This window comes from Herminiimonas fonticola (assembly GCF_003293745.1).
In the GTDB taxonomy this organism is placed as follows: Bacteria; Pseudomonadota; Gammaproteobacteria; order Burkholderiales; family Burkholderiaceae_D; genus Oxalicibacterium; species Oxalicibacterium fonticola.
Window position 1 is genome coordinate 405,952 of record NZ_PTLZ01000002.1, and the last position, 26,892, is coordinate 432,843.

Annotated in this window: 24 protein-coding genes and 2 tRNA genes; 20 read left to right on the forward strand and 6 right to left on the reverse strand. The window is 50.5% G+C overall.

Features of this window, described 5'->3' with window-relative positions; genetic code table 11:
- The first annotated feature begins 26 nt into the window (after positions 1–26).
- From rfbB to rfbD, 4 genes are read left to right on the forward strand one after another with little or no spacing between them, the layout of a single operon-like run.
- Positions 27–1,118 carry a dTDP-glucose 4,6-dehydratase gene (gene rfbB / locus Hfont_RS09280; protein WP_112992096.1) on the forward strand — a complete coding sequence of 364 codons (1,092 nt, stop codon included), beginning with the start codon at positions 27–29 and terminating at the stop codon, positions 1,116–1,118.
- Positions 1,115–2,017: a glucose-1-phosphate thymidylyltransferase RfbA gene (gene rfbA / locus Hfont_RS09285; RefSeq protein WP_112992097.1), complete on the forward strand. Its 903-nt coding sequence runs from the start codon at positions 1,115–1,117 to the stop codon at positions 2,015–2,017. Before rfbB ends, rfbA begins: the two co-directional genes overlap by 4 nt.
- A 2-nt stretch (positions 2,018–2,019) precedes the next feature.
- Positions 2,020–2,565, forward strand: coding sequence for a dTDP-4-dehydrorhamnose 3,5-epimerase (gene rfbC, locus Hfont_RS09290; protein WP_112992098.1), 546 nt, complete (start codon positions 2,020–2,022; stop codon positions 2,563–2,565).
- Entirely contained in the window at positions 2,562–3,443 is an 882-nt protein-coding gene (rfbD, locus tag Hfont_RS09295) for a dTDP-4-dehydrorhamnose reductase (RefSeq protein WP_112992099.1), read from the forward strand. The genes rfbC and rfbD overlap by 4 nt, the downstream gene beginning before the upstream one ends.
- Before the next feature lie 131 nt (positions 3,444–3,574).
- Here the strand turns inward: rfbD and Hfont_RS09300 are convergent, their stop codons facing one another.
- Positions 3,575–4,576: an extracellular solute-binding protein gene (locus Hfont_RS09300; protein WP_112992100.1), complete on the reverse strand. Its 1,002-nt coding sequence runs from the start codon at positions 4,574–4,576 to the stop codon at positions 3,575–3,577.
- Positions 4,577–4,763: 187 nt separating this feature from the next.
- Between Hfont_RS09300 and Hfont_RS09305 the strand changes: the two genes are divergently transcribed.
- Positions 4,764–5,684, forward strand: coding sequence for a patatin-like phospholipase family protein (locus Hfont_RS09305; protein ID WP_112992101.1), 921 nt, complete (start codon positions 4,764–4,766; stop codon positions 5,682–5,684).
- A 76-nt stretch (positions 5,685–5,760) separates the two neighbouring features.
- Here Hfont_RS09305 and Hfont_RS09310 read toward each other — a convergent pair whose 3' ends face one another.
- Positions 5,761–6,300 (reverse strand): C40 family peptidase, encoded by a 540-nt coding sequence (locus Hfont_RS09310; protein WP_112992102.1) that lies wholly within the window; start codon positions 6,298–6,300, stop codon positions 5,761–5,763.
- Between the two features lie 109 nt (positions 6,301–6,409).
- Between Hfont_RS09310 and Hfont_RS09315 the strand changes: the two genes are divergently transcribed.
- Positions 6,410–7,588, forward strand: a complete 1,179-nt coding sequence (locus Hfont_RS09315) for a response regulator (RefSeq protein WP_112992439.1) — start codon at positions 6,410–6,412, stop codon at positions 7,586–7,588.
- A gap of 100 nt (positions 7,589–7,688) precedes the next feature.
- Here Hfont_RS09315 and Hfont_RS09320 read toward each other — a convergent pair whose 3' ends face one another.
- Positions 7,689–8,066, reverse strand: coding sequence for a hypothetical protein (locus tag Hfont_RS09320; protein WP_112992103.1), 378 nt, complete (start codon positions 8,064–8,066; stop codon positions 7,689–7,691).
- Between the two features lie 290 nt (positions 8,067–8,356).
- Here Hfont_RS09320 and Hfont_RS09325 point away from each other — a divergent pair, with 290 nt between their 5' ends.
- The 5 genes from Hfont_RS09325 to Hfont_RS09345 all read left to right on the forward strand — a co-directional run bounded on the left by Hfont_RS09325 (position 8,357) and on the right by Hfont_RS09345 (position 14,479).
- Complete coding sequence (locus Hfont_RS09325) at positions 8,357–8,764, forward strand: GlcG/HbpS family heme-binding protein (protein WP_112992104.1); 408 nt, start codon at positions 8,357–8,359, stop codon at positions 8,762–8,764.
- Positions 8,765–9,070: 306 nt separating this feature from the next.
- Positions 9,071–10,225, forward strand: coding sequence for a glutamine-hydrolyzing carbamoyl-phosphate synthase small subunit (gene carA / locus Hfont_RS09330; protein ID WP_112992440.1), 1,155 nt, complete (start codon positions 9,071–9,073; stop codon positions 10,223–10,225).
- Complete coding sequence (gene carB / locus Hfont_RS09335) at positions 10,218–13,448, forward strand: carbamoyl-phosphate synthase large subunit (RefSeq protein WP_112992105.1); 3,231 nt, start codon at positions 10,218–10,220, stop codon at positions 13,446–13,448. The genes carA and carB overlap by 8 nt, the downstream gene beginning before the upstream one ends.
- 99 nt (positions 13,449–13,547) lie before the next feature.
- Positions 13,548–14,021, forward strand: a complete 474-nt coding sequence (greA, locus tag Hfont_RS09340) for a transcription elongation factor GreA (RefSeq protein WP_112992106.1) — start codon at positions 13,548–13,550, stop codon at positions 14,019–14,021.
- A 2-nt stretch (positions 14,022–14,023) separates the two neighbouring features.
- Positions 14,024–14,479 (forward strand): DUF4149 domain-containing protein, encoded by a 456-nt coding sequence (locus Hfont_RS09345; RefSeq protein ID WP_112992107.1) that lies wholly within the window; start codon positions 14,024–14,026, stop codon positions 14,477–14,479.
- A gap of 26 nt (positions 14,480–14,505) precedes the next feature.
- Here Hfont_RS09345 and Hfont_RS09350 read toward each other — a convergent pair whose 3' ends face one another.
- Positions 14,506–14,976 (reverse strand): YhbY family RNA-binding protein, encoded by a 471-nt coding sequence (locus Hfont_RS09350; RefSeq protein WP_112992108.1) that lies wholly within the window; start codon positions 14,974–14,976, stop codon positions 14,506–14,508.
- Between the two features lie 95 nt (positions 14,977–15,071).
- Between Hfont_RS09350 and Hfont_RS09355 the strand changes: the two genes are divergently transcribed.
- The 7 genes from Hfont_RS09355 to Hfont_RS09380 all read left to right on the forward strand — a co-directional run bounded on the left by Hfont_RS09355 (position 15,072) and on the right by Hfont_RS09380 (position 20,964).
- Positions 15,072–15,716 (forward strand): RlmE family RNA methyltransferase, encoded by a 645-nt coding sequence (locus Hfont_RS09355; protein ID WP_112992109.1) that lies wholly within the window; start codon positions 15,072–15,074, stop codon positions 15,714–15,716.
- Between the two features lie 125 nt (positions 15,717–15,841).
- The gene (gene ftsH, locus Hfont_RS09360; protein ID WP_112992110.1) at positions 15,842–17,749 is read left to right on the forward strand and encodes an ATP-dependent zinc metalloprotease FtsH; all 1,908 of its coding nucleotides are present in this window, start codon (positions 15,842–15,844) and stop codon (positions 17,747–17,749) included.
- A gap of 84 nt (positions 17,750–17,833) precedes the next feature.
- The gene (gene folP, locus Hfont_RS09365; protein WP_112992111.1) at positions 17,834–18,673 is read left to right on the forward strand and encodes a dihydropteroate synthase; all 840 of its coding nucleotides are present in this window, start codon (positions 17,834–17,836) and stop codon (positions 18,671–18,673) included.
- A 28-nt stretch (positions 18,674–18,701) separates the two neighbouring features.
- Positions 18,702–20,048 carry a phosphoglucosamine mutase gene (glmM, locus tag Hfont_RS09370; protein ID WP_112992112.1) on the forward strand — a complete coding sequence of 449 codons (1,347 nt, stop codon included), beginning with the start codon at positions 18,702–18,704 and terminating at the stop codon, positions 20,046–20,048.
- 76 nt (positions 20,049–20,124) lie between these two features.
- Positions 20,125–20,201: transfer RNA gene (locus Hfont_RS09375), tRNA-Pro, on the forward strand.
- A 251-nt stretch (positions 20,202–20,452) separates the two neighbouring features.
- Positions 20,453–20,644 (forward strand): hypothetical protein, encoded by a 192-nt coding sequence (locus tag Hfont_RS14985; RefSeq protein ID WP_133467288.1) that lies wholly within the window; start codon positions 20,453–20,455, stop codon positions 20,642–20,644.
- Between the two features lie 68 nt (positions 20,645–20,712).
- Complete coding sequence (locus Hfont_RS09380) at positions 20,713–20,964, forward strand: hypothetical protein (RefSeq protein WP_112992113.1); 252 nt, start codon at positions 20,713–20,715, stop codon at positions 20,962–20,964.
- A gap of 71 nt (positions 20,965–21,035) precedes the next feature.
- On the opposite strand, the gene Hfont_RS09385 is transcribed toward Hfont_RS09380, so the two are convergent.
- Positions 21,036–21,112, reverse strand: a tRNA-Arg gene (locus tag Hfont_RS09385).
- A 363-nt stretch (positions 21,113–21,475) separates the two neighbouring features.
- The gene (locus Hfont_RS09390) at positions 21,476–22,453 is read right to left on the reverse strand and encodes an alpha/beta fold hydrolase (RefSeq protein WP_206604469.1); all 978 of its coding nucleotides are present in this window, start codon (positions 22,451–22,453) and stop codon (positions 21,476–21,478) included.
- Positions 22,454–22,784: 331 nt separating this feature from the next.
- Here Hfont_RS09390 and Hfont_RS09395 point away from each other — a divergent pair, with 331 nt between their 5' ends.
- Together Hfont_RS09395 and Hfont_RS09400 are read left to right on the forward strand one after the other, a co-directional pair.
- Positions 22,785–23,528 (forward strand): response regulator, encoded by a 744-nt coding sequence (locus tag Hfont_RS09395; RefSeq protein WP_112992114.1) that lies wholly within the window; start codon positions 22,785–22,787, stop codon positions 23,526–23,528.
- A 132-nt stretch (positions 23,529–23,660) separates the two neighbouring features.
- Positions 23,661–26,822: a PAS domain-containing protein gene (locus Hfont_RS09400; RefSeq protein WP_112992115.1), complete on the forward strand. Its 3,162-nt coding sequence runs from the start codon at positions 23,661–23,663 to the stop codon at positions 26,820–26,822.
- Positions 26,823–26,892 lie beyond the last annotated feature (70 nt).

Genomic DNA, 26,892 nt, shown 5'->3' on the forward strand with positions numbered 1-26,892 from the left:
TGTTTACTCATAAATAGGAAGATGGAATGATTTTAGTGACGGGCGGTGCCGGTTTTATCGGTTCGAATTTTGTGTTGGACTGGCTGGCGCAGAGCGATGAGCCGGTGGTGAATGTCGACAAGCTGACTTATGCCGGCAACCTGAATAATCTGGTTTCGCTGCGTGACGACACGCGACATATATTTGTGCACGCAGATATCTGCGATAGCGACAAGATGCTGGAATTGCTCAACACATACAAGCCGACTGCCATCGTGCATTTTGCTGCGGAAAGCCATGTGGATCGTTCTATCCACGGCCCGGCAGAATTCGTGCGTACCAATATCAATGGCACTTTCAGCCTGCTGGAAGCGGCACGCACTTACTGGTCGCAACTGGCAAGCGCAGATAAAGAGAACTTTCGCTTCCTGCATGTTTCCACCGATGAGGTGTATGGCACGCTGGGCCCGGATGATGTACCGTTTTCCGAGACGACTGCGTATGCGCCTAACAGTCCTTATTCGGCATCGAAGGCAGCCTCCGATCATCTGGTGCGTTCCTATCATCACACCTACGGCTTGCCGACGCTGACGACCAATTGCTCGAATAATTACGGTCCGTATCATTTTCCGGAAAAACTGATTCCGCTGATCATCGCCAATGCGCTTGCTGGAAAACCTTTGCCTATTTATGGCGATGGGCAGCAAATTCGCGACTGGCTGTATGTCGGCGATCACTGCACCGCGATCCGTCGCGTACTGAAAGCCGGCAAGCCGGGAGAGACCTACAATATCGGCGGCTGGAACGAGAAGGCCAATCTGGATGTAGTGCATACCCTGTGCGATATGCTGGATGCATTACAGCCGAACGCTGTAGGTAGCAGTTATCGGGAACAGATTACTTATGTCACAGATAGACCTGGCCACGATCGCCGTTATGCGATCGATGCGCGCAAGATCGAGCGAGAACTCGGCTGGAAGCCTGCCGAAACCTTCGACAGCGGTATCAGGAAAACCGTGCGGTGGTATCTCGATAATCAGGCTTGGGTACGAGACGTGCAATCTGGCGAGTACATGAAGTGGCTGGAGAAAAATTACAAGCAGCGCAAACCACCTTCGGACGCACAGGAAACAGCATGACGCAACTGCTTGCCACTCCATCACGCAAAGGCATCATCCTCGCCGGAGGTTCTGGCACGCGCTTGTATCCGGTCACGATATCGGTTTCCAAGCAATTGCTGCCGGTGTATGACAAGCCGATGATCTATTACCCGCTGACGACGCTGATGCTGGCGGGCATACGCGATATCCTGCTGATTTCTACACCGCAGGATACGCCGCGCTTTCAGGAGTTGCTGGGCGATGGCAGCCAGTGGGGCATCAATCTGACTTATGCGGTGCAGCCTTCACCGGATGGCTTGGCGCAGGCATTCATCATAGGTCGCAGCTTTATCGACAACGGTCCATCCGCATTGATATTGGGTGACAATATTTATTATGGTCACGCGTTTGATCAGCAGTTGCGGCAGGCGTCTGAGCGAACGAGCGGAGCTACAGTATTTGCCTATCACGTACAGGATCCTGAGCGTTACGGCGTCGTCGAGTTTGACAAAGAACGCCGTGCTGTCAGCATCGAAGAAAAACCGCTGACACCGAAATCGAATTACGCGGTAACCGGTTTGTACTTTTACGATAATCAGGTATGCGATATTGCCGCTTCCATCAAGCCGTCTGCGCGTGGCGAGCTGGAAATTACCGATGTCAATCGTGCTTATCTGGCAAAGGGTGAATTGAATGTCGAGTTGATGGGGCGCGGCATGGCGTGGCTGGATACCGGCACGCACGAATCCTTGCTGGAAGCTGGGCAGTTCATTGCAACTATCGAAAATCGCCAGGGCCTGAAGGTGGCCTGTCCGGAAGAGATCGCTTTCCGTAAAGGTTATATCGATGCTGCCCAGCTGGAAAAACTAGCCGAGCCTTTGAAGAAAAATGGCTATGGTCGTTACCTGTTACGTATCCTTGACGATAAAGTATTTTGATTATGAATGTTGCAAGAACAAAGATTCCTGATGTGCTGTTGATCGAACCGAAAGTGTTCGGCGACGATAGAGGATTTTTCTTCGAGAGTTTCAATGAACAGCGTTTTGCTGCAGCCGTTGGCAAAACGGTGGAGTTTGTACAGGACAATCACTCCAGGTCTGCGCGTGGGGTGCTGCGCGGTCTGCATTACCAGATACAACAGCCGCAGGGAAAACTGGTACGGGTGGTGTCAGGAGAAGTCTTCGATGTCGCCGTGGATATCCGTAAAAGCTCGCCGACTTTCGGTTTGTGGGTGGGTGCGCTGCTATCTGCCGAGAACAAGCGCCAGATGTGGATACCGGAAGGTTTTGCACACGGTTTTGTCGTGACCAGCGATTCGGCGGAATTTCTGTACAAAACGACGGATTATTGGGCTCCCGAACATGAGCGTTGCATCGCCTGGAATGATCCGGCCATCGGCATAGAATGGCCGATCGATGGCAGCCCCATTTTGTCAGGCAAGGATCAAAACGGAATGTCGCTCGCTGATGCCGAGGTCTTCGCTTGAAGATCCTGCTTACAGGAAAAACCGGCCAGCTCGGTTACGAACTGGAACGCACGTTGCAAGGCTTGGGTGAGGTCTTTGCACTTGATCGGCAGCAGATGGATCTGGCGAATCTGGATCATGTGCGCGATGTGATTCGCACGATCAAGCCGCAACTTATCATCAACCCGGCAGCCTATACGGCGGTTGATCTGGCTGAAACCAATGTTGAAAGTGCCATGCGCATCAATGCCGAGGCACCGGGTGTGATGGCTGCCGAAGCGAAGAAGCTCGGTGCAGCGATGATTCATTATTCGACCGATTATGTTTTCGATGGTGAAAAATCTGGAAGCTATTCTGAAACGGATACTCCGAATCCGCAAAGCGTCTACGGCCGCAGCAAGCTGGCCGGCGAACAGGCCATTCAGGCAGCAGGCATTCCGCATCTGATTTTGCGCACCAGCTGGATCTACGGTTTGCGTGGGAAGAATTTCTTGCTGACTGTGAAGCGACTGGCGCAAGAGCGCGATGAGTTACGTATCGTCGCCGATCAGTTCGGAGCGCCGACCTGGTGCCGTACGGTCGCAGAAGCCACTGCATATTGTGTAGGCCGCTTGCAAGCGGACGTTGCACAGACGGAGATCAATCACGATGCATGGGCAGGACATTCCGGTTTGTACCATTTGACTGCACAAGGCAAAACCAGTTGGCACGGTTTTACGCAGGCGATCATTGCGCATCCTGTTATCTTAAAGAAGCCTAAAGTCACTTCGATCTCAACGCAGGATTACCCATTGCCAGCCAAGCGCCCGCAAAACTCGGTATTGTCTTCTGAGCGGTTCATGCAGACGTTTTGCAGTTTGCCGAATTGGGATGCAGGATTAAAACTCTGCATGGACTGAATTTGGTAAATCGTTCTTATTGATTGATCCGAGAAATTAAAAAGCAGCCATTAAGCGCAATAGTCTGTGCTTAATGGCTGCTTTTTTTTACCTACTGCTATTAGTTAGATACGTATCAATTTCTATTCGATCTATTTATAACTCACGCGATCCAGAATACGTTGCGCTGCAATCTGGTTTTTGCCGATAGAAGCAACGGAAACATTTTCCATCTTGAACTTGCCCAGCGATTCCAGTGTCTCGTTTTTAACTTTTGCTGTTTTCACTACAGGCCATTCGTTATTGCCTTCTGCAAAGTAGCCTTGTGCTTCGTCGCTGGCTAGATATTCCAGGAACTTCACGGCAGCTTCGCGATGCGGAGCATGCTTCGCCACACCACCACCGGCAATGTTGAAATGCGTACCGCTGGTTTGTGCATTCGGCCAGATGAAACCGACGTTTTTCATCGCTGCGATATCTTCTGCTTTGGTCGAGCGCAACAGACGTACGTAATAGTAGGAATTGGCAATCGCTACGCCGCATTCGCCGGAAGCAACGCCCTTGATCTGATCGGTATCGCCGCCGCGTGGTGGACGGGCGAAATTGGCAACCATGCCTTTGGCCCATTGTTCCGTGGCCTTTTCACCATCGCGTTCGATCATCGAACCGATCAATGACAGATTGTATGGATGTGAACCTGAGCGGGTGCAGACCTTGCCTTTATTGACTGGATCAGCCAGCGATTCGTATGTTGCAACATCGGCTGGTTTAACTGTCGCCTTGTTGTACACAATCACGCGGGCACGGGTTGAGAAGCCGAACCATTCAGGGCCTTTACCATCGTCCTTGCCGCGCAGATTGGCTGGGATGCGTGCATTCAGAATTTTTGACTGTACTGGCTGAAAGAAGCCTTCAATCTCTGCGCGCCAGATACGAGCCGCATCCACCATGACGATGACATCTGCAGGACTGTTTTTTCCTTCATTTTTAATACGTTCAAACAAGGCATTGTCATCCGCTTCAATGCGGTTGATTTTGATACCGGTTTGTTTGGTGAAGTTGGAGTACAAAACTTCGTCGGTCTGGTAATGGCGAGCTGAATATAGATTCAGGACTTTTTCTTGCGCATGAACCAAAGACACTGATGAAGTCATAAGGAATGCGGTTAGGGCTATGGCGATACCTTGTCTCATGGACTTTCCTTTTTCATCTTGTTAAGGGAGTGTTAAATTATAGCCAATTTTCTTATAAACGGGAATTATTCTCAACTGCAATTCGATCTGGATAACGCAGCTGACTAAAAACGGGTACGCTTCGTTCTTTGTAAAAAATTGAATAATCATGCGTTTGACTTATCGTATTTTCTCACTGGCTACATTGAGCAGCGCTCTCTTGCTTTCTGCCTGCACATCGCTTTCCCCGTTTAAATCTGATCCTGTTGTGCAGCCTGTTATCCAGGCAAAACCAGTTGAGGCTATCAAGGTGGCGCTGGTACTTGGTGGTGGCGCGGCGCGCGGGTTTGCGCATATTGGGGTGATCAAGGCGTTGGAGTCGCAAGGGATAGTGCCAGACATGGTCGTTGGCACTAGCGCAGGCAGTCTGGTTGGCGCTTTGTACGCGGCCGGAAACAATGGTTTTGCCTTGCATAAAATGGCGCTGGAAATGGATGAGGCAACCATCTCTGATTGGTCGGTACCTTTCTTTTCCAAATCGAGCGGTGTGTTGAAAGGCGATGCGCTGCAGAACTATGTTAATAAATCAGTGCGTAATGTAGCGATAGAAAAAATGAAAATACCGTTTGCTGCAGTTGCGACGGATTTGAATAGCGGTCAGCCGATTTTATTTCAACGCGGAAATGCGGGACTCGCGGTGCGTGCATCGTCAGCAGTGCCTGGTATCTTCCAGCCAGTGAAGATAGGCGAACGCATGTATGTCGATGGCGGCTTGGTTGCGCCGGTGCCGGTACATTTTGCGAAGGAGTTGGGCGCGGACTTTATCATTGCGGTCAATATTTCTACCCAGCCCGACGTGCAACTGGCATCTAGTTCTGTCGATGTGGTCCTGCAAACCTTTGCCATCATGGGGCAGAGTATCAATCGTTATGAATTGAAGGAGGCAGATATCGTGATTCGTCCCAGCCTAGGCATGATGAAAGGCAATGACTTCAATGGTCGTAATTTGGCCATGCTCGCTGGTGAACAGGCAACGATGGCATTGATGCCGGAGATCAAGCGCAAGTTGAAAACCAGGCGCGAACAATAAGAATGCAATAGATATTGATAGGCGCCATAAAAAAAACCGCACAGTGCTGTGCGGTTTTTTTATGGGTGAAAGGAATTTACTTTATTTCTGGATCGCTGATGCGTCGACCGCCGTTGAAGCGTTTTTTCCAGTAACCGACATCCATGCTTTCAATTCTGACTTCGCCGCCGGCTGAAGGAGAATGAATGAATTTTCTATCGCCCAAATAAATACCAACATGAGAGAAGCCGCGTTTCAATGTGTTGTAGAACACCAGATCGCCGGGCTGCAAATCATTTTTTTCGATGTGTTGGCCGACTTTGCTGATTTCGACTGAGGTGCGTGGCAATTCCTTGCCCCATGCTTCTTTGAATATGTGTTGAACCAAGCCACTGCAATCGAGACCGTTTTCCGGCGTGGTACCGCCGTACTTGTAACGTATGCCCAGCATACCCATCGCCTGGAGCGCAAGTTCTGATGCGCGATTGGTCAAGTCCTGCAGTTTGCTGATCGGCTTGCCGGCTTCTGGCGGTGGAGTATCTGCACTCCAGACAGCCGAAGTCGCCATCAAGCTGAGCGCGAATACAGCTGAGCGCGCCAGTTTGTGAGTGCGAGAGGATCGTTGAAAAACTGTCATCAAGTGAAATTCATTCAATAGGACTGAAGGAATGTAAGTCAATCTGGAAGTGCTGTCAAAATTTATTCGCTGGCGTTATGCTGTTACCAACATTAAAAAGGTTGATTGCATGCCGACAGATTCACATCGCGATATCTCGTTAAAACCCCGTATTTTGATTGCCGACGACTCTCGGATTGTCCGGGCAACCCTGATCAAGCGTATCGAGGGCATGTTCGAATTTCGTGAGGCGCTCGATGGCGAGCAGGCTTGGGAGATGTTATTGATCGACCCCAGCATACGTGTGGTGATTTCTGATTTGACGATGCCCAAGCTGGATGGTTACGGACTCCTGAAACGCATTCGATCATCCAAAATCGGCCGCATACGCAATATGCCTGTGGTAGTGGTGTCGGGCAGCGACGAACAGGCTGAGCGCGATCGCGCCAAGGCGGCCGGCGCTACCGACCTGATTACCAAAGGCATGAGTACCGGTCAATTATTGTCACGCCTGGATATTCTCTCGAAGCTGATTAGTACCCAAAACGAATTTGAGCGTGGCTTGGAAGCGCTGGTGCAGCATGTTGATACAGATGAGCATGTTGCCTTGTTGTCTCCAGAGGTGTGGCAAGAACAGGCAGAAGGGATGCGCGCGAGTGCCGTGCGGCAGAACCGTAATTTTGTAGTGTTGACAGCTTGTATTGGTTTGAAACACGTTGAGTTGGATGCTTATCCAGCCTTGCCGCCGCCAACAGTGATCAACGCGATTGGTCAACTTCTACATCGCACTGTTCGACAAACAGATTGTGTCGCACGCACTGGTGAAATTGAATTCACGATCGCCACCGGCAGCATTCATTTTGACTCCGCGCGTAATTTTGCTGAACGTGTCTGCCGTGCGATTGCGCATGCCAATTTGATCAAGGATGGGCAAATGGCTTTGATCGCCAGTTGCGGCGTTGTCTCGATTAGCGAATACGCTGATGACGCTGCAGAAATCGAAGGGTCCCTTGCGCAGATGCGGGTAAAAGCCAAAGATCGCGCTTTGCTGGGTTTGCAAAATGCAATTACAGGCGTGATCGGTACACAAGAAGAATTACTGTTAAAGCAGGGTGGTCATCTGTCTGAGGCGGACATCAATACAATTGATCCTGCTCAGAGCGGAGAAGTCGATTTATCGATAGATCTGGCGACATTGTTGCGCTGGATCAAGGAAGGCAAAGAAGATCAAGTGCTGGCGCATATCGGAAAACTGTCGACTGAACTGCAACCCTTGGTTGATTTGCTGTTGAAGCAATACAAAGTTTAGTGAGTTGCTTTTTCCAGATGCAGAATGATACGTCTGGAGGCTGATAAATTTCTGCAGCTACAAGCAAGAGTCACCTATTCGTCCTGAAGAGTAGGGAAATTTATTTATCATGCTCATCCCGGGAATGTTCTCCCCGACGGTCTGTGAGCGTCGCTCTGACGCTTTTTGCATGATATTCCATCAGCAGGATTTTAAAACTGCCTGGCATCGAGGGATCATGCGTCAAAGCATGTAATAGCTGTGATTGCACAAACATGGTTTGTTTTTTTAACATCTCACAATCTGTATTCACAACGCCTTGATTCATCTTTGCAACCAGGCTGAGTACATCGCGTTTGAATTGATACAAAGGCGATTGCAAGAGTATGTTGTCTACCTGCCGAGCAGATTTTTTCGTGACAGTTGTAGCGGACTTGGGTTCTTTTTGCGCTTCAATTGGTGGCAGCACATGTTGGAGCACTGAGCGTTTGAAAAACATAGTTCCCCCTTACGCTTGAAAGATATTTTCCTGTGTCTGTTTGTGAAGTTGCATTTTTGCCATGTTTTCTAGGGCAATTCAATAAAAGACACTTGGCCATTGTTGTGTCGCCCTAGACTAATGAATGAGCGCCAATAGTGTTTCTCAATGTCAGTTATTTTTTTGTTATTTAATCATACGCTTATTGGGAAAAAGAAAGGTTAACTGATGTTAAATAATAAACATTGTTCTTGCCCCAAGATGAGGCTGCATGCCTTACAATTCATTTTTGTCTAATTGGAGCCACTTGCATGCAATCAAAACAAATCCTGACGCTTGACGATGTGAAAAAAATCGCTGCGGCAGCGGAGACAGAAGCAACATTGAATAAATGGTGCGTGACAATTGCGATCGTCGATGATGGTGGCCACCTGCTGTGGTTGCAGCGTCTGGATGGTGCTGCGCCGATTTCCTCGCATATCGCGCCTGCCAAGGCAAAAACAGCCGCCTTGGGTCGTCGCGAATCGAAGGTTTACGAGGACATTATCAATAATGGTCGGTTTTCGTTTATTACCGCACCAACGCTGGAAGGGATGCTGGAGGGCGGCGTGCCTATCGTTATTAATGGCCAATGCTTGGGCGCGATTGGCGTTTCCGGCGTGAAATCGACCGAAGATGTGCAAATTGCCAAGGCTGGCTTGGTTGCAATTGGTGCCTGATTTCTTGTTGCTCTCGTTTTGACAGACTGACATCGTGGTGTATCTCGCGATGCAGCACGATTATCTCAACTAAACACCCTCCAAGTGCCGGATTCGGTTGCCAGTCGAGGGTGTTTTGCACTATAATTCGGCGGTTTAGCTAATTTTACTCCGCCGTAGCGCATACCCATTTCCCATCGTCTAAATACGACCTGTACAACCCTTTGATCAAGCGAATAGTCTTGGTCAAGAAGCGCGCAAGCTGCGCGGGTTGTGACGGTTAATCTGGCGCAGCGCAACGGCGGTAACCTCATCAGGAGTTACCCCTTGCCGCCATTCTTTTCTGGCCCTACAGTTCCGGCCATCCTTGCGCTAGCAGACGGGTCGATTTTCACAGGTATTTCGATAGGCGCGTCGGGTCATACGATCGGCGAAGTCGTGTTCAACACATCGATGACCGGTTATCAGGAAATCCTCACCGATCCTAGCTACAGCAATCAGATCGTTACTCTCACTTATCCGCATATCGGCAACACAGGCGTCAACGCCGAAGATGTCGAATCGACCAAAATTCATGCGGCGGGTTTGATCATCAAGGATTTGCCTATCCTGGTTTCCAACTTCCGCTCGACGCAGACGTTGTCCGCTTATTTGAAGTCCGAGAATATTGTCGGTATAGCAGGAATCGATACGCGCAAGCTGACGCGTATCCTGCGTGAAAAAGGTGCGCAAAGTGGCGCGATTCTGGCGGGCGAAGGTGCTACAGCTGAAAAAGCACTGGCCTTGGCGAAAACCTTTGGTGGCTTGGCCGGCTTGGATCTGGCGAAAGTGGTATCGACCAAAGCGTCGTACCCATGGACAGAAACCGAATGGAAGCTTGGCAAAGGGTACGGCCAGCAAACCGCGCCTAAACATCATGTCGTCGCATTCGATTACGGCGTCAAATTCAATATCCTGCGCATGCTGGCAGAACGTGGTTGCAAAGTAACGGTGTTACCGGCGCAGGCAACTGCCGCTGACGCATTGGCGCTGAATCCGGACGGCATTTTTCTGTCGAATGGCCCTGGCGATCCTGAGCCATGCGACTACGCGATTGCTGCGACCAAAGAGTTGATCGAACGCGGTATCCCGACGTTTGGCATTTGCCTCGGTCACCAAATCATGGCGCTTGCATCCGGCGCTAAAACACTGAAGATGAAGTTCGGCCACCACGGCGCGAATCATCCGGTGCAGGATCTCGACAGCAAAAAAGTGCTGATCACGTCGCAAAATCACGGCTTTGCTGTCGATGGCGCGACCTTGCCGGCTAACTGCCGCACCACACACGTTTCCTTGTTTGACGGTTCGCTGCAAGGTTTTGAGCGTACTGACAAGCCGGCGTTCTGCTTCCAGGGACATCCCGAAGCATCGCCAGGCCCGCATGACATCGCCCCCTTGTTTGATCGCTTCGTGGCGATGATGGAGAAAAATAAAAATGCCTAAACGCAGCGACATTAAAAGCATCCTGATTATTGGTGCCGGCCCGATCGTGATCGGCCAGGCATGTGAGTTCGACTATTCCGGCGCGCAAGCATGTAAGGCACTGCGCGAAGAAGGCTACAAAGTCATTCTGGTCAACAGCAATCCTGCGACCATCATGACTGATCCTGAAATGGCTGATGTGACTTACATCGAGCCAATCACATGGCAAGCCGTCGAACGCATCATCGACAAAGAACGTCCTGACGCAATCTTGCCGACGATGGGTGGACAAACTGCGCTGAACTGCGCGCTTGATTTGCATCACAACGGCATCCTGACTAAATACGGTTGCGAATTGATTGGCGCTTCGCCGGAAGCAATCGACAAGGCAGAAGATCGCTCGAAATTTAAAGATGCCATGACCAAGATCGGTCTGGGTTCTGCGCGTTCAGGGGTGTCGCACACACTGGAAGAATCGTGGGCCGTGCAGAAAGAACTGGGTTTTCCATGCATTATCCGTCCTTCGTTCACAATGGGTGGCAGTGGTGGCGGTATCGCATACAACGCGGAAGAATTTGACGCGATCTGCAAGCGCGGCCTGGAAGCATCGCCAACCAGCGAATTGCTGATCGAAGAATCGCTGATCGGCTGGAAAGAATTCGAGATGGAAGTCGTGCGCGACAAGGCCGACAATTGCATCATCGTCTGCTCTATCGAAAATCTGGACCCTATGGGCGTCCACACCGGCGACTCCATCACAGTGGCACCAGCGCAAACGCTGACCGACAAGGAATACCAGATCATGCGTAATGCATCGATCGCGGTCCTGCGTGAAATCGGTGTCGATACCGGCGGTTCCAACGTCCAGTTCTCGATCAATCCGGAAGATGGCCGCATGATCGTCATCGAGATGAATCCGCGCGTATCGCGCTCATCCGCATTGGCATCGAAAGCAACTGGTTTCCCGATTGCGAAGATCGCTGCCAAATTGGCAGTCGGCTTTACGCTGGACGAGTTGCGTAATGAAATCACTGGCGGCGCAACACCTGCATCGTTCGAGCCATCGATCGATTACGTTGTTACCAAGATTCCACGTTTTGCATTTGAAAAATTCCCGCAAGCTGATAGCCATTTGACGACTCAGATGAAATCGGTGGGCGAAGTGATGGCCATCGGTCGTACTTTTCAGGAATCATTCCAAAAAGCGCTGCGCGGACTCGAAGTTGGCGTCGATGGCATGAATGAAAAAACCACCGACCGCGAAATAATTGAAGAAGAACTCGGCGAGCCAGGACCGGAGCGCATCTGGTACGTGGGCGACGCATTTGCTCAAGGTTTCTCGCTGGAAGAAGTGCATGGCTTGACGCACATCGATCCGTGGTTCCTCGCGCAAATCAAGGAAATCGTTGATATCGAACTGTGGTTGGAAACGCAATCACTCAGCGCCATTGATAAAACGACCTTGTTCAAGCTGAAGCAAAAAGGCTTCGCCGATCGTCGTTTGGCTAAATTGCTGAAGACCACCGACAAGGCAGTGCGCGAACAGCGTCACGAGATGAACGTACGCCCGGTCTACAAGCGCGTTGATACTTGCGCTGGCGAATTCGCCACCAACACTGCGTACATGTATTCGACGTATGAAGAAGAGTGCGAATCGCAACCGACCAACAAGAAAAAAATCATGGTTCTGGGCGGCGGTCCTAACCGTATCGGCCAGGGCATCGAGTTCGATTATTGCTGTGTCCATGCGGCGATCGCGATGCGTGAAGATGGTTACGAAACCATCATGGTCAACTGCAATCCGGAAACCGTTTCGACAGACTACGACACCTCCGACCGCTTGTACTTCGAGCCACTGACTTTGGAAGATGTGCTGGAAATCGTTGCGCTGGAAAAACCTCTGGGTGTCATCGTGCAATACGGCGGCCAGACTCCTTTGAAACTGGCACTCGATCTGGAAGCCAACGGCGTGCCTATCATCGGTACGTCGCCGGACATGATCGATGCAGCAGAAGATCGCGAACGCTTCCAGAAGATGTTGCACGAACTGAAGCTGCGCCAGCCGCCGAATCGTACAGCACGTACTGAAGAAGATGCATTGCGCCTGGCGCAGGAAATCGGTTATCCGCTGGTGGTACGCCCGTCCTACGTTCTTGGCGGACGTGCGATGGAAATCGTGCACGAACAACGCGATCTTGAGCGGTACATGCGTGAAGCTGTCAAGGTCTCGCACGACTCGCCAGTGCTGCTGGATCGCTTCCTGAACGATGCGATCGAAGTTGACGTCGATTGCTTGTCCGATGGCGAACGCACCTTCATTGGCGGCGTTATGGAACACATTGAACAAGCAGGCGTGCACTCAGGCGATTCGGCTTGCTCGTTGCCACCTTATTCGCTGTCGCAAGAAACCATAGACGAACTGAAACGCCAAACATCGTTGATGGCTAAAGGCTTGAACGTGGTTGGTTTGATGAACGTACAGTTCGCGATCCAGCAGCAAGAGATCGATGGCAAGTTGCAGGATGTCGTGTTTGTGCTGGAAGTGAATCCACGCGCTTCGCGTACCGTACCGTATGTGTCGAAAGCCACAGGCTTGCAACTCGCTAAAATCGCGGCACGTTGCATGGCTGGTCAATCGCTGGATAGTCAAGGCATCTTCAACGAAGTGATCCCGCCATACTTCAGCGTCAAGGAAGCGGTCTTCCCATTCGTTAAATTCCCGGGCGTCGATACGATCCTCGGACCTGAGATGAAATCGACCGGCGAAGTGATGGGCGTGGGCAAAACCTTTGGTGAAGCCTTTGTCAAATCGCAACTCGGTGCCAGCATCAAGTTGCCGCGTTCTGGCAAGGTGTTTCTGAGCGTCAAGGGCGGTGACAAACCACGCGCGGTTCAAGTGGCGAAAGATCTGGTTGAAATCGGTTTCTCGGTTGTGGCAACCAAAGGTACTGCGGCGGCAATCAGTGCAGCCGGTATCGAAGTGCAGTCAGTCAACAAAGTGGCAGAAGGTCGCCCGCATATTGTCGACATGATCAAAAACAACGAGATTGCACTGGTGATCAACACGGTTGAAGAGAAGCGTAGTGCAATCATTGATTCACGCACGATTCGTACTTCGGCATTGCAAGCGCGTGTGACTACCTATACAACGATTGCCGGCGCGGAAGCTGCAGTGGAAGGCATGGCCCATCTGGACGAGTTACACGTCTACGATTTACAAGGCCTGCATAAAACTTTACACTAAGCTCAGAGCCAATAAACTTAACCACAGAAGTCGCAGAGGGTGCCGGATTCCGGTGCCATCTGCGGCCTCTGTGGTTTTCCACTTTTAAAGATATACGCCATGACTACACCTATTACACCTTATGGTGCCAGCCTCATGAAAGAGGAATTGCATCGCTTGAAAACCAAAGATCGGCCATGGGTTATCAATGCCATTGCGGAAGCGCGCGCGCAAGGCGATCTGTCTGAAAATGCAGATTATGATGCCGCCAAGGAAAGACAAAGTTTTATTGAAGGAAGAATTGCCGATCTGGAAGGCAAGCTTGGTACTTCCCAGATCATTGATCCGACTACGCTGGAAGCCGATGGCCGTATCGTTTTTGCGGCTACCGTGGAACTGGAAGAATTGGATTCAGGCGATAAAGTAACCTATCAAATCGTGGGTATCGACGAGGCCGACTTGAAGGAAAAGAAAGTATCGATCACATCGCCGATTGCACGCGCGATGATTGGTAAATCTGTCGGTGATGTCGTCGCAGTGGAAGCGCCGGCCGGTATTCGTGAATACGAAGTCCTGGAAGTGCGGTACATCTAAAAATGTTCATGTCACGTGCACGATTGCTGATTGCGACCTTTTGGGTGGGAACCTTGTGGGCGGTAGGGTTTGTCGTAGCGCCGACCTTGTTCTCTACGCTCAGCGATCGCGCGCTGGCCGGTACGATTGCCGGCAGTCTTTTTAATATTGTCGCGTGGCTGAGTATTTTTTGCGCAGCTGCTTTGCTTGCGCTGTTGTTTCAGGCAAGCCGTAGCGAACAAAACAAACCATCCAGGGGATTGTTTTACCTGATCGTGGGAATGGTCGGATGTACGCTGATTGGCTATTTTGGCTTGCAACCGCATATGGCGGAGTTGCGGCTTGTTTTGCACAGCATTACGGACGTAGCGGTAGTCGCGGATGCCAAAAAACAATTTGGCATCTTGCATGGTGTTTCTACCGGGATTTATGTTGTGCAGAGCCTGCTTGGCGCTGCACTGATCGTTAAACTTCGTTGAAATCTAATGAAGCTTAACGATAGCCTTTATCGTCCGAGCGACGATTTCTTTGGGCTGGTTTGACGCGGTTTGGCGCGTTTGATAGAACCGCCTTGCGTGACACGTTCATTCCCTTTGACCATCACTTTTGTCACTGAAGGGCGTTTGGTACCGCTAGGGCTAGGCTTGACGATGGTAACTTCACGCATGCCTTTGCCACGTGTCTCAGTACGTTCTTTCGGTGCATCTTTCTTCGGACGATAAATCACCAGCAATTTACCGATCTGTTGAATCGGTGCTGCGTTCAGTTGTTCGCAAATCGTTTCATAGATGGTGACGCGTGCTTCGCGATCATCACCAAATACACGGACTTTGATCAGACCGTGTGAATTGAGACTGTTATCGATTTCTTTGATAACGCTGGGTTTCAAACCGTCTTCACTAATGATGACGACAGGGCTGAGAGCATGCGCTTCAGCGCGTAAGGAGCTGCGCTCGGCCGGGGTAAGTTTCAACATATATGGCAATGGTGACGGGGATAGTTTTGCTCCGGTACGCATTGCGAACCTGACAAACTTTGTCCCACATTATTTAAAACTAGTATTCTACGCGAATGGCAAAGAAGAAATTAAACAAAAACTGGCTGCACGACCATATTAACGACCCATATGTGAAGCTGGCACAGAAAGAAGGCTATCGCGCGCGCGCGGTCTACAAGCTGCAAGAAATCGACGAAGCCGAAAAACTGATCAAGCCGGGGCAGATTATTGTGGATCTGGGTTGCACGCCGGGCAGTTGGTCGCAATATGTGCGTAACAAGTTGTCGGGCAGTGTAGGCGGGGGCATTAATGGCACGATCATTGGGCTGGATATGCTACCGATGGAGCCGATTGCCGACGTGAATTACATTCAAGGCGATTTTCGTGAGCAAGAAGTACTGGAGCAGCTGGAACAGCTGGTAGCAGGGCGGAAAGTTGATCTTGTGTTATCGGATATGGCACCCAATCTATCCGGTATTGCCGTGGCAGATGCTGCGCGCATGATGGATATTATTGATCTGGCCATAGATTTCTCCAAGCATCACATGAAACCTAGTGGCTCCTTGCTGGTAAAGTGTTTTAACGGCACTGGTTTCAATGAAATTGTCCAAAAATTCAGATTGGAATTCAAGACAGTGACGCAAAAGAAGCCAAAAGCCAGCCGGGATAAATCGTCTGAAATCTTTTTGCTTGGAAAAGGTTTGAAAAATCCGCTTTAAATGTAGATTTGCCTCTTGTTTATGCTTGTATTAACCCGATATCAGATACTGCAAGCCTTGATGTTTGCGGGTAGAATCGAAGCTACATTTTAGAAAAAGGCGCTATACGCGTCCAAGGAGTCTTAGTGAATAATATGTTTTCCAAGGTCGCCATATGGGTGGTCATCGGGATGGTCCTTTTCACCGTCTTCAAGCAGTTCGACGGACGCACTACAGCGGGTGCGGCAGCGGCGATTCCCTATTCGGATTTCCTGGACGAAGTAAAAAGCAAACGCATCAAAGAAGCCACGATTGAAGATCGCACCATTGTTGCGACTACGACCGACGGTAAAAAAATCAAATCGGCTATTACCTATCTCGATCGTGGTCTGATCGGCGACTTGGTGAATAACGGCGTGAAGTTCGACGTCAAACAGCCGGAAGAACAATCCTTCCTTTCACAAATTTTCATTTCCTGGTTCCCGATGTTGTTGCTGATCGGTGTCTGGGTATTCTTCATGCGTCAGATGCAGGGCGGTGGCAAGGGCGGGGCGTTCTCGTTCGGCAAATCCAAGGCGCGCATGCTGGATGACACGACGAATACAGTGACGTTTGCCGATGTCGCCGGTTGCGACGAAGCAAAAGAAGAAGTGACTGAACTGGTTGAGTTTTTGCGCGATCCAACTCGCTTTCAAAAACTCGGTGGTCGTATTCCACGCGGCGTGTTGATGGTCGGCCCTCCAGGTACTGGTAAAACTTTGCTGGCACGTGCGATTGCGGGCGAAGCCAAAGTGCCGTTCTTCACAATCTCCGGTTCGGATTTCGTCGAAATGTTCGTCGGCGTAGGCGCATCGCGCGTACGCGACATGTTCGAGAACGCCAAGAAACACGCTCCTTGCATCATCTTTATCGATGAGATCGATGCAGTCGGTCGTCATCGCGGCGCCGGCATGGGCGGCGGTAATGATGAACGCGAACAAACCTTGAATCAAATGCTGGTCGAGATGGATGGCTTTGAGCCTAATGCTGGCGTCATCGTGATCGCCGCAACCAACCGTGCTGACGTGCTGGATAAAGCATTGCTGCGCCCAGGTCGTTTCGATCGTCAAGTGATCGTCGGTTTACCTGACATTCGCGGTCGCGAACAGATCTTGCTGGTACACATGCGCAAGGTGCCTATCGCGACTGACGTTAAGGCCGATATTCTGGCGCGCGGTACCCCGGGTTTCTCAGGTGCTGACCTGGCTAACTTGGTCAATGAGGCAGCCTTGTTTGCGGCTCGTCGCAACAAGCGTCTGGTCGAGATGCAGGATTTCGAGGATGCAAAAGACAAGATCGTCATGGGTCCGGAACGCAAGTCGGCTGTTATGCGTGAAGAAGAACGTCGCAATACCGCTTACCATGAATCAGGTCATGCGGTGGTCGCCAAGCTGCTGCCTAAAGCTGATCCTGTACATAAAGTCACGATCATGCCGCGTGGCTTCGCACTCGGTTTGACCTGGCAGCTGCCTGAACATGACCGCGTCAATATGTACAAGGACAAGATGCTGGAAGAAATTTCCATCCTGTTCGGCGGACGTATTGCAGAAGAAGTGTTCATGCATCAAATGTCGACTGGTGCATCGAATGACTTTGAACGTGCAACCAAACTGGCGCGTGCAATGGTGACGCGTTACGGTATGTCGGAAAGCCTGGGCACCATGGTCTACGAAGATACCGAGCAGGATGCATACTTCGGCCGCTCGTCAGCGAAAACGGTTTCTGAAGCGACGCAACAAAAGGTTGACACTGAAATTCGTACGATTCTGGACACGCAATATGCGTTGTCGCGCAAGTTGATTGAAGACAATCGCGACAAGGTTGAGCTGATGGCAAAAACCCTGCTGGATTGGGAAACCATTGACTCCGACCAGATCAACGACATCATGGAAGGACGTGAGCCGCGTCAACCTAAGTACGGTATTCCAGTCAAACGCGCAACGTCGGATACTCCTTCTAGTGGCGTTCCACCGACTGCAACTGCACCGGATGCGCCTGCAGCACCAGCGCAATAAGCGTTCGACGCATTTCTTGAAGTAGCGATGTATTAATGTAGGGTGAGGAGCAATCCTCACCCTTTTTATTTTTCAGTGAATATTATGCAGACTCATTTGCAATGTGGTCGTTACCGTCTTCGCGTGGATGCCACTGCGCGCCCCTTGGTCATGGGTATTTTGAACATTACGCCAGACTCGTTCTCAGACGCAGGGAAATATCATGCGCTGGATTCCGCGATCTCGCATGCCGAGGAAATGATTGCTGCCGGTGTCGACATCATCGATATTGGTGGCGAATCAACCCGACCTGGCTCGCAGCCCGTTTCATTGCTGGATGAACTCGCACGCGTAATGCCATTGGTGTACGCCTTGCGCGATTGCGGCAAGCCACTCTCCATCGATACCTACAAGCCGGAAGTGATGCGCGAAGCGATTGCTGCCGGTGCCGATATGATCAACGACATCAACGGCTTTCGCGCTCCCGGTGCGTTGGAGGCAGTGGCGGAGCTGGATTGCGCACTCTGCGTGATGCATATGCAAAAAGACCCACAAAGTATGCAGTTGAAGCCTGATTATCAGGATGTCGTTGCCGATGTCAGTGCATTCTTGAGGGAACGTATCAATGCAATGGAACAAATGCACATTGCACGCGATCGTATCTGCATAGACCCGGGATTTGGGTTTGGGAAATCGCTTGCGCATAATATCGCCTTGCTGAAAAATATCGGGCAATTGCAAAGCACTCTTGATTTGCCTTTGCTGGCGGGTTTGTCGCGCAAAACTATGATAGGTGCAATACTCGATAAACCGGTCGAGCACCGTATGGCGGGTAGTCTGGCTGGGGCACTGGCTTCAGTGGCACATGGTGCGCGTATTGTGCGTGTGCACGATGTGGCAGAAACAGTGGATGCACTGACCGTGTGGCATGCAATCAATCAGTAAAAATTAAATAAGAAATCAGAACTAAAAAATGACAAGAAAATATTTCGGCACCGATGGTGTACGCGGCAAAGTTGGTGTAGCTCCGATTACTCCTGATTTCGTCATGCGACTTGGCTATGCAGCCGGCACTGTGCTGGCCAAATCGGGAGCGTCAAAAACATCAGTTAGCAGGCCGGTTGTCTTGATAGGCAAGGACACGCGTATTTCCGGCTATATGCTGGAAGCAGCCTTGGAAGCAGGATTTTCCGCTGCCGGCGTTGACGTCATGCTGGCAGGTCCTATGCCTACACCTGCGGTGGCCTACCTGACGCGCGCACTGCGTTTGTCTGCAGGCGTGGTTATCTCGGCTTCGCATAATCCTTACGACGATAACGGCATCAAGTTCTTTTCTGCATCCGGTAACAAATTACCCGATGCAGTGGAATTGGAAATAGAAGCCGCATTGGATAAGCCGATGGCTTGCGTAATCTCGGAAAAACTTGGTCGTGCCAAGCGACTGGATGATGCACGCGGACGTTATATCGAATTCTGCAAGAGCACATTTCCTAATGAGCTCGATTTGCGCGGCATGAAAATTGTCGTCGATTGCGCGCATGGTGCCGCTTACCATATTGCGCCGGATGTATTCCATGAACTTGGTGCAGAAGTCGTTGCCATCGGCAATCAGCCTAGCGGCTTCAACATCAATGACAAGGTCGGAGCGACGGCACCCGAAGCTTTGGTTGAAGCAGTAAAGGCTAACAAGGCAGATATCGGGATTGCACTGGATGGTGATGCCGATCGCCTGATCGTGGTTGATGCATCCGGCCGGATTTTCAATGGCGATGAATTGCTTTACATCATGGTCAAGGATCGCATGAGCGTAGCGCCTATAGCAGGCGCGGTTGGTACCTTGATGACGAATATGGCGCTGGAAGTTGCGTTCAAAAAAATGGGCATAGGATTTGTCCGCGCCAATGTCGGTGATCGTTACGTGCTGGAAGCATTGAAGGAGCGCGGCTGGTTAATCGGCGGCGAAGGTTCCGGTCACATGCTGTTCCTCGATAAACACACCACTGGCGACGGCATCATTTCTGCGTTGCAAATCTTGTCCGCATTGAAGCGCAGCGGCAAGACGTTGGTGCAATTGACTGCTGATATTGCGATGTTTCCGCAAACCTTGATCAATGTAAAAGTCACACCGGGTTTTGACTGGAAGAAAAATGCCGCTTTACTGGCTGAAAAAGAACAGGTCGAAGTTGAGTTGGGTGAAGAGGGTCGCGTCTTGATTCGTGCCTCCGGCACTGAACCTTTGATACGGGTTATGGTTGAAGCAAAGAATGGCGAAACTGCCGATAAAATGGCGCGCCGGATCGCCGCAAAATTAAACACTTAATTTTTTGCAAAATGTTGATATCGAAAGCACTTTAGTCGTTGACCGATGCCGTATATTGCAGTATTATTTCGTTCTTCGGAGTGTAGCGCAGCCCGGTAGCGCACCTGGTTTGGGACCAGGGGGTCCAAGGTTCGAATCCTTGTACTCCGACCAGAATTTAAAGGACTAGCCTAATCGCTAGTCTTTTTTTCGTCCATATTTTTGTCTGTTATTTCCAGTGCTTCCGATACAGGAACATTCGGCCAACATCGTGCTCTGATGCATACGAGCCACGTTTTTCAGTTTTAATTATTTCTAATGTTTTTCAGGTAACTCTTGATGGGTGCTGGGGCTATTGCGGATGCCGAATTCAAACGCATGTCGTGGTATTGTTGTTCAAGACTACATAGACAAGGTGAATCCAAATGAATATATCCGTAGCTAATTTGCACGAATATCCAAAGTCTATGCCGCGGTTCGATTTTGCATCGGCTATGCAGGCGCATAAAGCGCCGACACCTGAGCCGATTGAGGAGCCTTTGCCAGGTGAACATCCTGTGCCGCAGAAAGATCCGGTACCTTCACCGAATCCGGAAATAGATGATCGGCGCTCTTAGTCCTCAGCATTTTTTCTTCATAAAATAATTCAGTCAGTCAGCTTGTAAAGATCAACCTGGGATACGCCATGGAAAAACAGCAAAACTGGAGTACCGAACTGTACAAAGGGATGGAGGTTCACGTCACGACTTTGCAAAAGGAAGATGAGAAACATCAATGGGACTATACGGTCAGAATTTGCGAACCTGGTGTTGATGCGACCGCAGAAAGTGAACTGGCGGCAGAGTCTGGCGATGATGCCGATTATATTTCTGCGGAAGAAGCGTTGGCAGCGGGTTTTGCCAAGGGCTATGCAATGGTGAACGAAATTAGAGAATAAAAATTTGCGGTTCAATGCAGCATGAGTTGCAAGAAGAACGAGCGAGAGAAATACAGTGGAAGAGTAGGGAGTGGTCTGCCCAGCAGGAATCGAACCTGCGACCCTCAGCTTAGAAGGCTGATGCTCTATCCAACTGAGCTATGGGCAGAAACAGTTTGCGGCTGCATGAACAGTAAACATCTACTGCGCAAGATGTACCTGATGGTATGCCGTAAAGGTGCTGCATTATGCCTTTTTTACGGTGAGGTTTCAATGCTGCGGACTGCACGAGCACAAGTTGTGCTGCCGCTTTATAGCTTGTCATGGCATCGTGAATAAATCATTCATCGATTGCGGGCGTACTGTTGAGGATGTTTGCTCAAAGCTGTGCACTAGTTACGAGCCATATATCTCGATATCTATCGACGTAACGGCGTGTTCGATATTTCTGTCGAACACACCGTTACGCCGATGAGCATATCCATTTCTGCACGTCGTTATATGCACGGGCCGACTTTTGATAAAGGTGGATCTATCCTTTGGCAAACGCCAGTAAATCCGCATTCAATTTATCTTTGTGCGTGTCTGTCAAACCGTGCGGCGCGCCTGGATAGACGATCAACTTGGCATTCTTGACCAGCTTGGAAGACATGAGTGCACTGGCACCGATAGGAACGACTTGATCATCGTCGCCATGTACTACCAGCGTTGGAACATTGAATTTTTTCAAATCTTCCGTAAAGTCGGTTTCTGAAAATGCCTTGATGCAATCGTAGGTATTTATGTGACCAGCTTGCATACCTTGCGCCCAGAAGGAATCGATCATGCCTTGTGAAGCTTTAGCGCCGGGCCGGTTAAAACCAAAGAACGGGCCGCTAGCAAGATCTCTGTAAAGTTGCGAGCGGTCCTTGATCGATGCAGCACGAATGCCATCGAATACTTCGATAGGCAAGCCGCCTGGATTATTCGCGGTTTTCAACATCAACGGTGGAACCGATGAGATCAAGGCTGCTTTGGCAACGCGTTTGGTACCGTGACGACCGATATAGCGTGCAACTTCGCCACCACCGGTAGAGAAACCGACGAGGATGACATTTTTCAGATCCAGCAGGTCCAGCAGCAAAGCCAGATCATCAGCGTAGGTATCCATCTCATTGCCTTTCCATGGCTGCGTGGAGCGACCATGCCCGCGTCTATCATGAGCGATGGCGCGGAAGCCGTTCGATGCGACGTGCAGCATTTGCGATTCCCAGCTATCGGAACTCAAGGGCCAGCCGTGGCAAAACACGATGGGTTGACCCGAACCCCAATCCTTGAAGTAAAGCTGTGTACCGTCTCTGGAGGTAAAGGTATTCATATTGTGTTTTCCTGTATGCGTGCTGGAAGGCGGTTTTTTGCTTTCGGCAGCAAACGCTGTTAGGGGCAGGCTGAGTGCGGCTGCCACGCCGGCACCGCCTTTCAATGCTGAACGGCGAGCATCATTGATTTTTTTTGTTGCATCTTCAGACATGCGTTTCTCCTGACGGTAAGCGATCGAAAAGTAAGCCAATGTGGCTGATCGACCTTAGTCTTTTGAAATGACGGGCAGATATCAGCGCAGCTCATTCTTGTGTCGTTCGCCATGTTTTATTTATCTATTGCAACAAATGACAGAGATAAAAGCGCACCGTGCTGGAGCATTTGTCACCGGGCTGTGTCCTCAAGCTCAGTGAAGCCTCGTGCTGTTTCCATAAGGGAGGGAGAAATTGAATTGTGACAAATGACATGTACTTCCGTTTTGCTGCACCGCAGTGTATCTTTTGATCTCTAAGTCATACCACCAAGAAGTCGAAGAGAAATCCATGAAAATTCAAACGCCAACATCTGAAAAAGCACACGTATTGGCGATTGATGACGATCCGATGATCCGGCAGTTGATTTGTGATTATCTGGGTGACTATGACTACAAGGTCACAGCGCTCGCAGATAGTCGTGAGATGCTGGATGTCATGGCAAAGGAAACTGTAGATCTGCTGATTGTTGATTTGAAGTTGCCGGGCGAAGATGGCATGCAAATTACGCGCAGATTGCGTGACGAGTCCGACCTGCCCATCATCATGCTTACCGGACGCAAGGAAGAAGCAGATCGCGTGATGGGTTTGGAGTTGGGCGCTGATGATTATTTGACGAAACCATTCTCACCGCGTGAATTGCTGGCGCGCATACGTGCCTTGTTGCGGCGTGCCCGTGCGCAAGAAACGGTTGCCGATAGTTTGTCGCGCATACGTGCATACCGATTTTCCGGTTGGGAATTGAATGTCAGGTTGCGTCGTCTGGTCGATCCGGAGGGACAGAATGTTGCGCTCACGAATACTGAATTCAATCTGCTGACTGCATTTCTGGCAGCGCCGCAACGTGTGCTTTCCAGAGAAAAATTGCTTGAGTTATCGCGTTTGCACAATGACGAAGTCTACGATAGAGCAATTGATGTACAGGTTGGCCGCTTGCGCAAAAAGATAGAGGGCTTGCGTTCAAATGAACGTTTTATCCGCACTGAACGTGGCTCGGGTTATGTATTCACCTCAGACGCCAGCGCAATACGCTGAGGTGCAAAGTGAGCGACGTGCATGTATCCATGCAAAGGTATCTCGCGAACGTATTTGCAAAATGAATCTCACCGTACCAGCTTCACGTCTACTGTTTTGTATCCCGCTTCCTAGAAATATAGATCCACATATATGAATCTTAGCGCCGCTTTTCGATGGCAAACCGCGAGTGGATTGGTGTCTCTATCGGAAGAGGCGTGGACACTTTTTGATTTTCCCGTTGCCAGCGTATCGTCGTTGACCGAGTTGTGGCAGCGCGTGCATCCGGATGATCGGATGTCTGTATCGCAGTCTGTGGATCAGGCTTTACGCGATAACACTGTGCTTGATTTTGAACAACGCTTTTTGATGGCTGACGGTACGGTGCGCCATGTGCAAGTGATTGCACGCGCAGTCACAGGCAATGCGAGGAATGCCGAAGGTGCCGAATACATAGGCACAATGACAGATGTCACCGGACGTCAGCGATCACAACATGCCGTCGCAAATGCACTGCAAGAAATTCAGGCGCAAAACATTCAATTCCGATTGGCGGTAGATCACATACCGGGTTTGGTCTGGAGTTCACAGCCTAACGGTTATATCGATTTCCTTAATTTGCGCTGGTTGGAATATACCGGTATGCGACTCGCCGATGCTTGCGGTTGGGGCTGGCAGGCGGCCTTGCATCCGGATGATGCGCCTAGACTGATGGTGATATGGAAGCAGTTGCTGGAGACTGGTTCTGCCGGTGAAGCGAAAGCACGTCTGCGTCGTTACGATGGCAGTTACCGTTGGTTTATGTTTCGCGCGATTCCAATGTATGACGAAGACGACAAGCTGATCAAATGGTATGGCCAGACCACGGATATCGAAGATCACCAACGTGCCGAAGCATTGCTGGACAGGGAAAAACGCTTGCTGGAGCTGATTGCCAAGAGCAATCCCTTGCGTCATACCTTGAATGCAATGTGCGAAATGGTGGATGAGATGGCAGTCGGCTCGGTCTCATCAGTGTGGTTGATTTCATTGGAAAATCATCGGCTGGAACAGATCGCCGGGCCGGGTATACCGCAGAGTTTTACCGATGCTTTGGCCAGAGAAGAATTGAACTCGCAAGAAGGTCCCTGCGGTTTGGCCGCGTACTATCGAACGCCAGTTGTGATCACCGATATTGCCAATGATCCACGGTGGGCGGCATACGGCGAATTTCTGGTTCCGCATGGTTTGCGCGCTTGTGTATCGACGCCTATTTTTTCATCTGCCGGGAATGTGCTGGGGACTTTTAGCCTGCATTCAAAAGAAGTAGGCGTACCTACTTCCTATCAACAAACAATCATTGATCACTTCACGCATGTCGCCGCACTGGCGATAGAGCGGCAGCATGGTGATGCGGCATTGAAGGAAAGTGAAGAGCGCTTTCGCTTGATGGCGGAGTCCACGCCCGATGTCATCTGGATTACTGATTTGGTGCCGGAGCGGGTGCTTTATGTCAGTCCCAGTTTCGAAAAATTGTGGGGACATACAGCCGCAGATCTGTATCGCGATGCGCGTTTGTGGACCAAAGTGATACATCCCGAAGATGTAGCTCGCGTAGTTGAAATTTTTGCACAGGGAAAGAACGGAAAAACAGACGCGCTTTACGATGTGGAGTTTCGTTTATTACGCGCTGATGGTTCGATACGCTGGATACATGAGCGCGCCGTTTTCATACGCGATCAAGCCGATGTCGCTTATCGGGTCAGCGGCATTTCTACCGATATTACCGAGCGTAAATTAACCGAGGCCGCCCTGCTTGCATCGCAAGAACGTTTCAAACTTGCGGTCGCCGCATCGGCAGACGGCATCTGGGATTGGGATATATCCAGCGATGCGCTGTTTATGTCTGAGCGTGCACAACATATCTACGGCTTGCATTCTGATATTAATGTCAGACCAAGGCTGGAATGGTGCGCAATGATGACCATGCATCCAGCCGACGAAGCGGAACACGAGGTGTTGCTGACCAACTATTTATCAGGCATAGCTGCAAGCATTGATCATGAATGCAGGGTGCAGGGCAGCGATGGACATTTCCATTGGATACGTATCCGTGGCATGTGTGAGCGCGACATCAATGGCCTCGCCACCCGTCTGGCCGGCTCCATCAGTGATATCGATATGCAGAAGCGCACGGAAGCCGCTTTGCAGCAAGCACGACGTCTGCAAGCGATGGGTACTTTGGCTGGTGGCATCGCACATGATTTCAATAATATTCTAGGCGTCATTCTCGGATACGGCGAGATGGCCTTGAGCGATACGAATGAAGGCAGTCGCCAGCGGCGCGATCTGGAAAGCATCATGAGCGCAGGTGAGCGTGGTCGCACCTTGGTCGATCGCATACTGACATTCAGTCGCAGCGGGTTTAGCGAACGCTTGCCGGTTCATGTAGAAGCCGTGGTGCAAGAGACCATAGATTTGTTGACGCCGACTTTGCCGGATAACATCGAAATCAATCTGTGTCTGACCGCTGGACGTACCGCCATGATGGGTGACGCGACGCAGGTGCATCAGCTGGTGATGAATCTGGTGACGAATGCCGTGCATGCGATGGAGAAAGGTGGCTTGATCTGGATTTCGCTGAGTGTGCGACATCGTCAAAGCGCACGCATTGCGACCACCGGCATGTTGCAGGAAGGCTCGTATCTTGTTCTTGAGATTGCCGATAGCGGTAGCGGTATAGAGCCCGATGTGCTGGATCGTATTTTCGATCCTTTCTTTACAACCAAAGAGGTTGGCGTCGGCACCGGCCTTGGCCTGTCACTGGTGCATGGCATCGTGACCGATGTAGGCGGCGCCATCGATGTGATGAGCACAGTAGGCAAGGGTAGTTTCTTTACCGTGTATTTACCTAGCGTAGGTGAGGCCGCTATCGATGATGTACTGACTGCACCGGCATTGCCACTTGGTAATCGACAGCGCATTTTGGTGGTCGATGACGAAGAACCCTTGGTGCGATTGGCAACTCAGACATTGTTGAACCTGGGCTATGTGCCAGTACCATTTACGTCCAGTCAATCTGCGCTGGATGCATTTACTGCTGCACCTGGCGAATTTGATGCGGTGCTGACGGATGAACGCATGCCAGGAATGTCAGGCTCGGTCTTGATAGGCGCAATGCGTAGTGTGCGTCCCTCGCTGCCCATCGTTTTAATGACCGGTTACTTGAGCGAAACCGCCGCAAAGAAAAAGTATGAGGCAGTGGCCGATATCATTTTGAAAAAGCCTTTGTCCATGAAAGATATGGCGAACGGCATGGCGCAGTTATTTACCTAATTCGCCGATAGTGATTCATGTCGATTGACACAGAAGCTGAGCCATTCGATATATGCATGACACAAGCTTA

Coding starts and splice junctions, on each gene's coding strand:
- Hfont_RS09380 (WP_112992113.1), top strand. CDS start 20,713: ATGGAAAAACAGCAAAACTGGAGTACCGAACTGTACAAAGGGATGGAG.
- Hfont_RS09325 (WP_112992104.1), top strand. CDS start 8,357: ATGCAATCAAAACAAATCCTGACGCTTGACGATGTGAAAAAAATCGCT.
- folP (WP_112992111.1), top strand. CDS start 17,834: ATGCAGACTCATTTGCAATGTGGTCGTTACCGTCTTCGCGTGGATGCC.
- Hfont_RS09355 (WP_112992109.1), top strand. CDS start 15,072: ATGGCAAAGAAGAAATTAAACAAAAACTGGCTGCACGACCATATTAAC.
- Hfont_RS09400 (WP_112992115.1), top strand. CDS start 23,661: ATGAATCTTAGCGCCGCTTTTCGATGGCAAACCGCGAGTGGATTGGTG.
- greA (WP_112992106.1), top strand. CDS start 13,548: ATGACTACACCTATTACACCTTATGGTGCCAGCCTCATGAAAGAGGAA.
- carB (WP_112992105.1), top strand. CDS start 10,218: ATGCCTAAACGCAGCGACATTAAAAGCATCCTGATTATTGGTGCCGGC.
- Hfont_RS09305 (WP_112992101.1), top strand. CDS start 4,764: ATGCGTTTGACTTATCGTATTTTCTCACTGGCTACATTGAGCAGCGCT.
- rfbC (WP_112992098.1), top strand. CDS start 2,020: ATGAATGTTGCAAGAACAAAGATTCCTGATGTGCTGTTGATCGAACCG.
- Hfont_RS09350 (WP_112992108.1), bottom strand. CDS start 14,976: ATGTTGAAACTTACCCCGGCCGAGCGCAGCTCCTTACGCGCTGAAGCG.
- Hfont_RS09395 (WP_112992114.1), top strand. CDS start 22,785: ATGAAAATTCAAACGCCAACATCTGAAAAAGCACACGTATTGGCGATT.
- glmM (WP_112992112.1), top strand. CDS start 18,702: ATGACAAGAAAATATTTCGGCACCGATGGTGTACGCGGCAAAGTTGGT.
- Hfont_RS09310 (WP_112992102.1), bottom strand. CDS start 6,300: ATGACAGTTTTTCAACGATCCTCTCGCACTCACAAACTGGCGCGCTCA.
- Hfont_RS14985 (WP_133467288.1), top strand. CDS start 20,453: ATGAATATATCCGTAGCTAATTTGCACGAATATCCAAAGTCTATGCCG.
- Hfont_RS09320 (WP_112992103.1), bottom strand. CDS start 8,066: ATGTTTTTCAAACGCTCAGTGCTCCAACATGTGCTGCCACCAATTGAA.
- Hfont_RS09390 (WP_206604469.1), bottom strand. CDS start 22,453: ATGTCTGAAGATGCAACAAAAAAAATCAATGATGCTCGCCGTTCAGCA.
- rfbB (WP_112992096.1), top strand. CDS start 27: ATGATTTTAGTGACGGGCGGTGCCGGTTTTATCGGTTCGAATTTTGTG.
- Hfont_RS09315 (WP_112992439.1), top strand. CDS start 6,410: ATGCCGACAGATTCACATCGCGATATCTCGTTAAAACCCCGTATTTTG.
- Hfont_RS09300 (WP_112992100.1), bottom strand. CDS start 4,576: ATGACTTCATCAGTGTCTTTGGTTCATGCGCAAGAAAAAGTCCTGAAT.
- rfbA (WP_112992097.1), top strand. CDS start 1,115: ATGACGCAACTGCTTGCCACTCCATCACGCAAAGGCATCATCCTCGCC.
- Hfont_RS09345 (WP_112992107.1), top strand. CDS start 14,024: ATGTTCATGTCACGTGCACGATTGCTGATTGCGACCTTTTGGGTGGGA.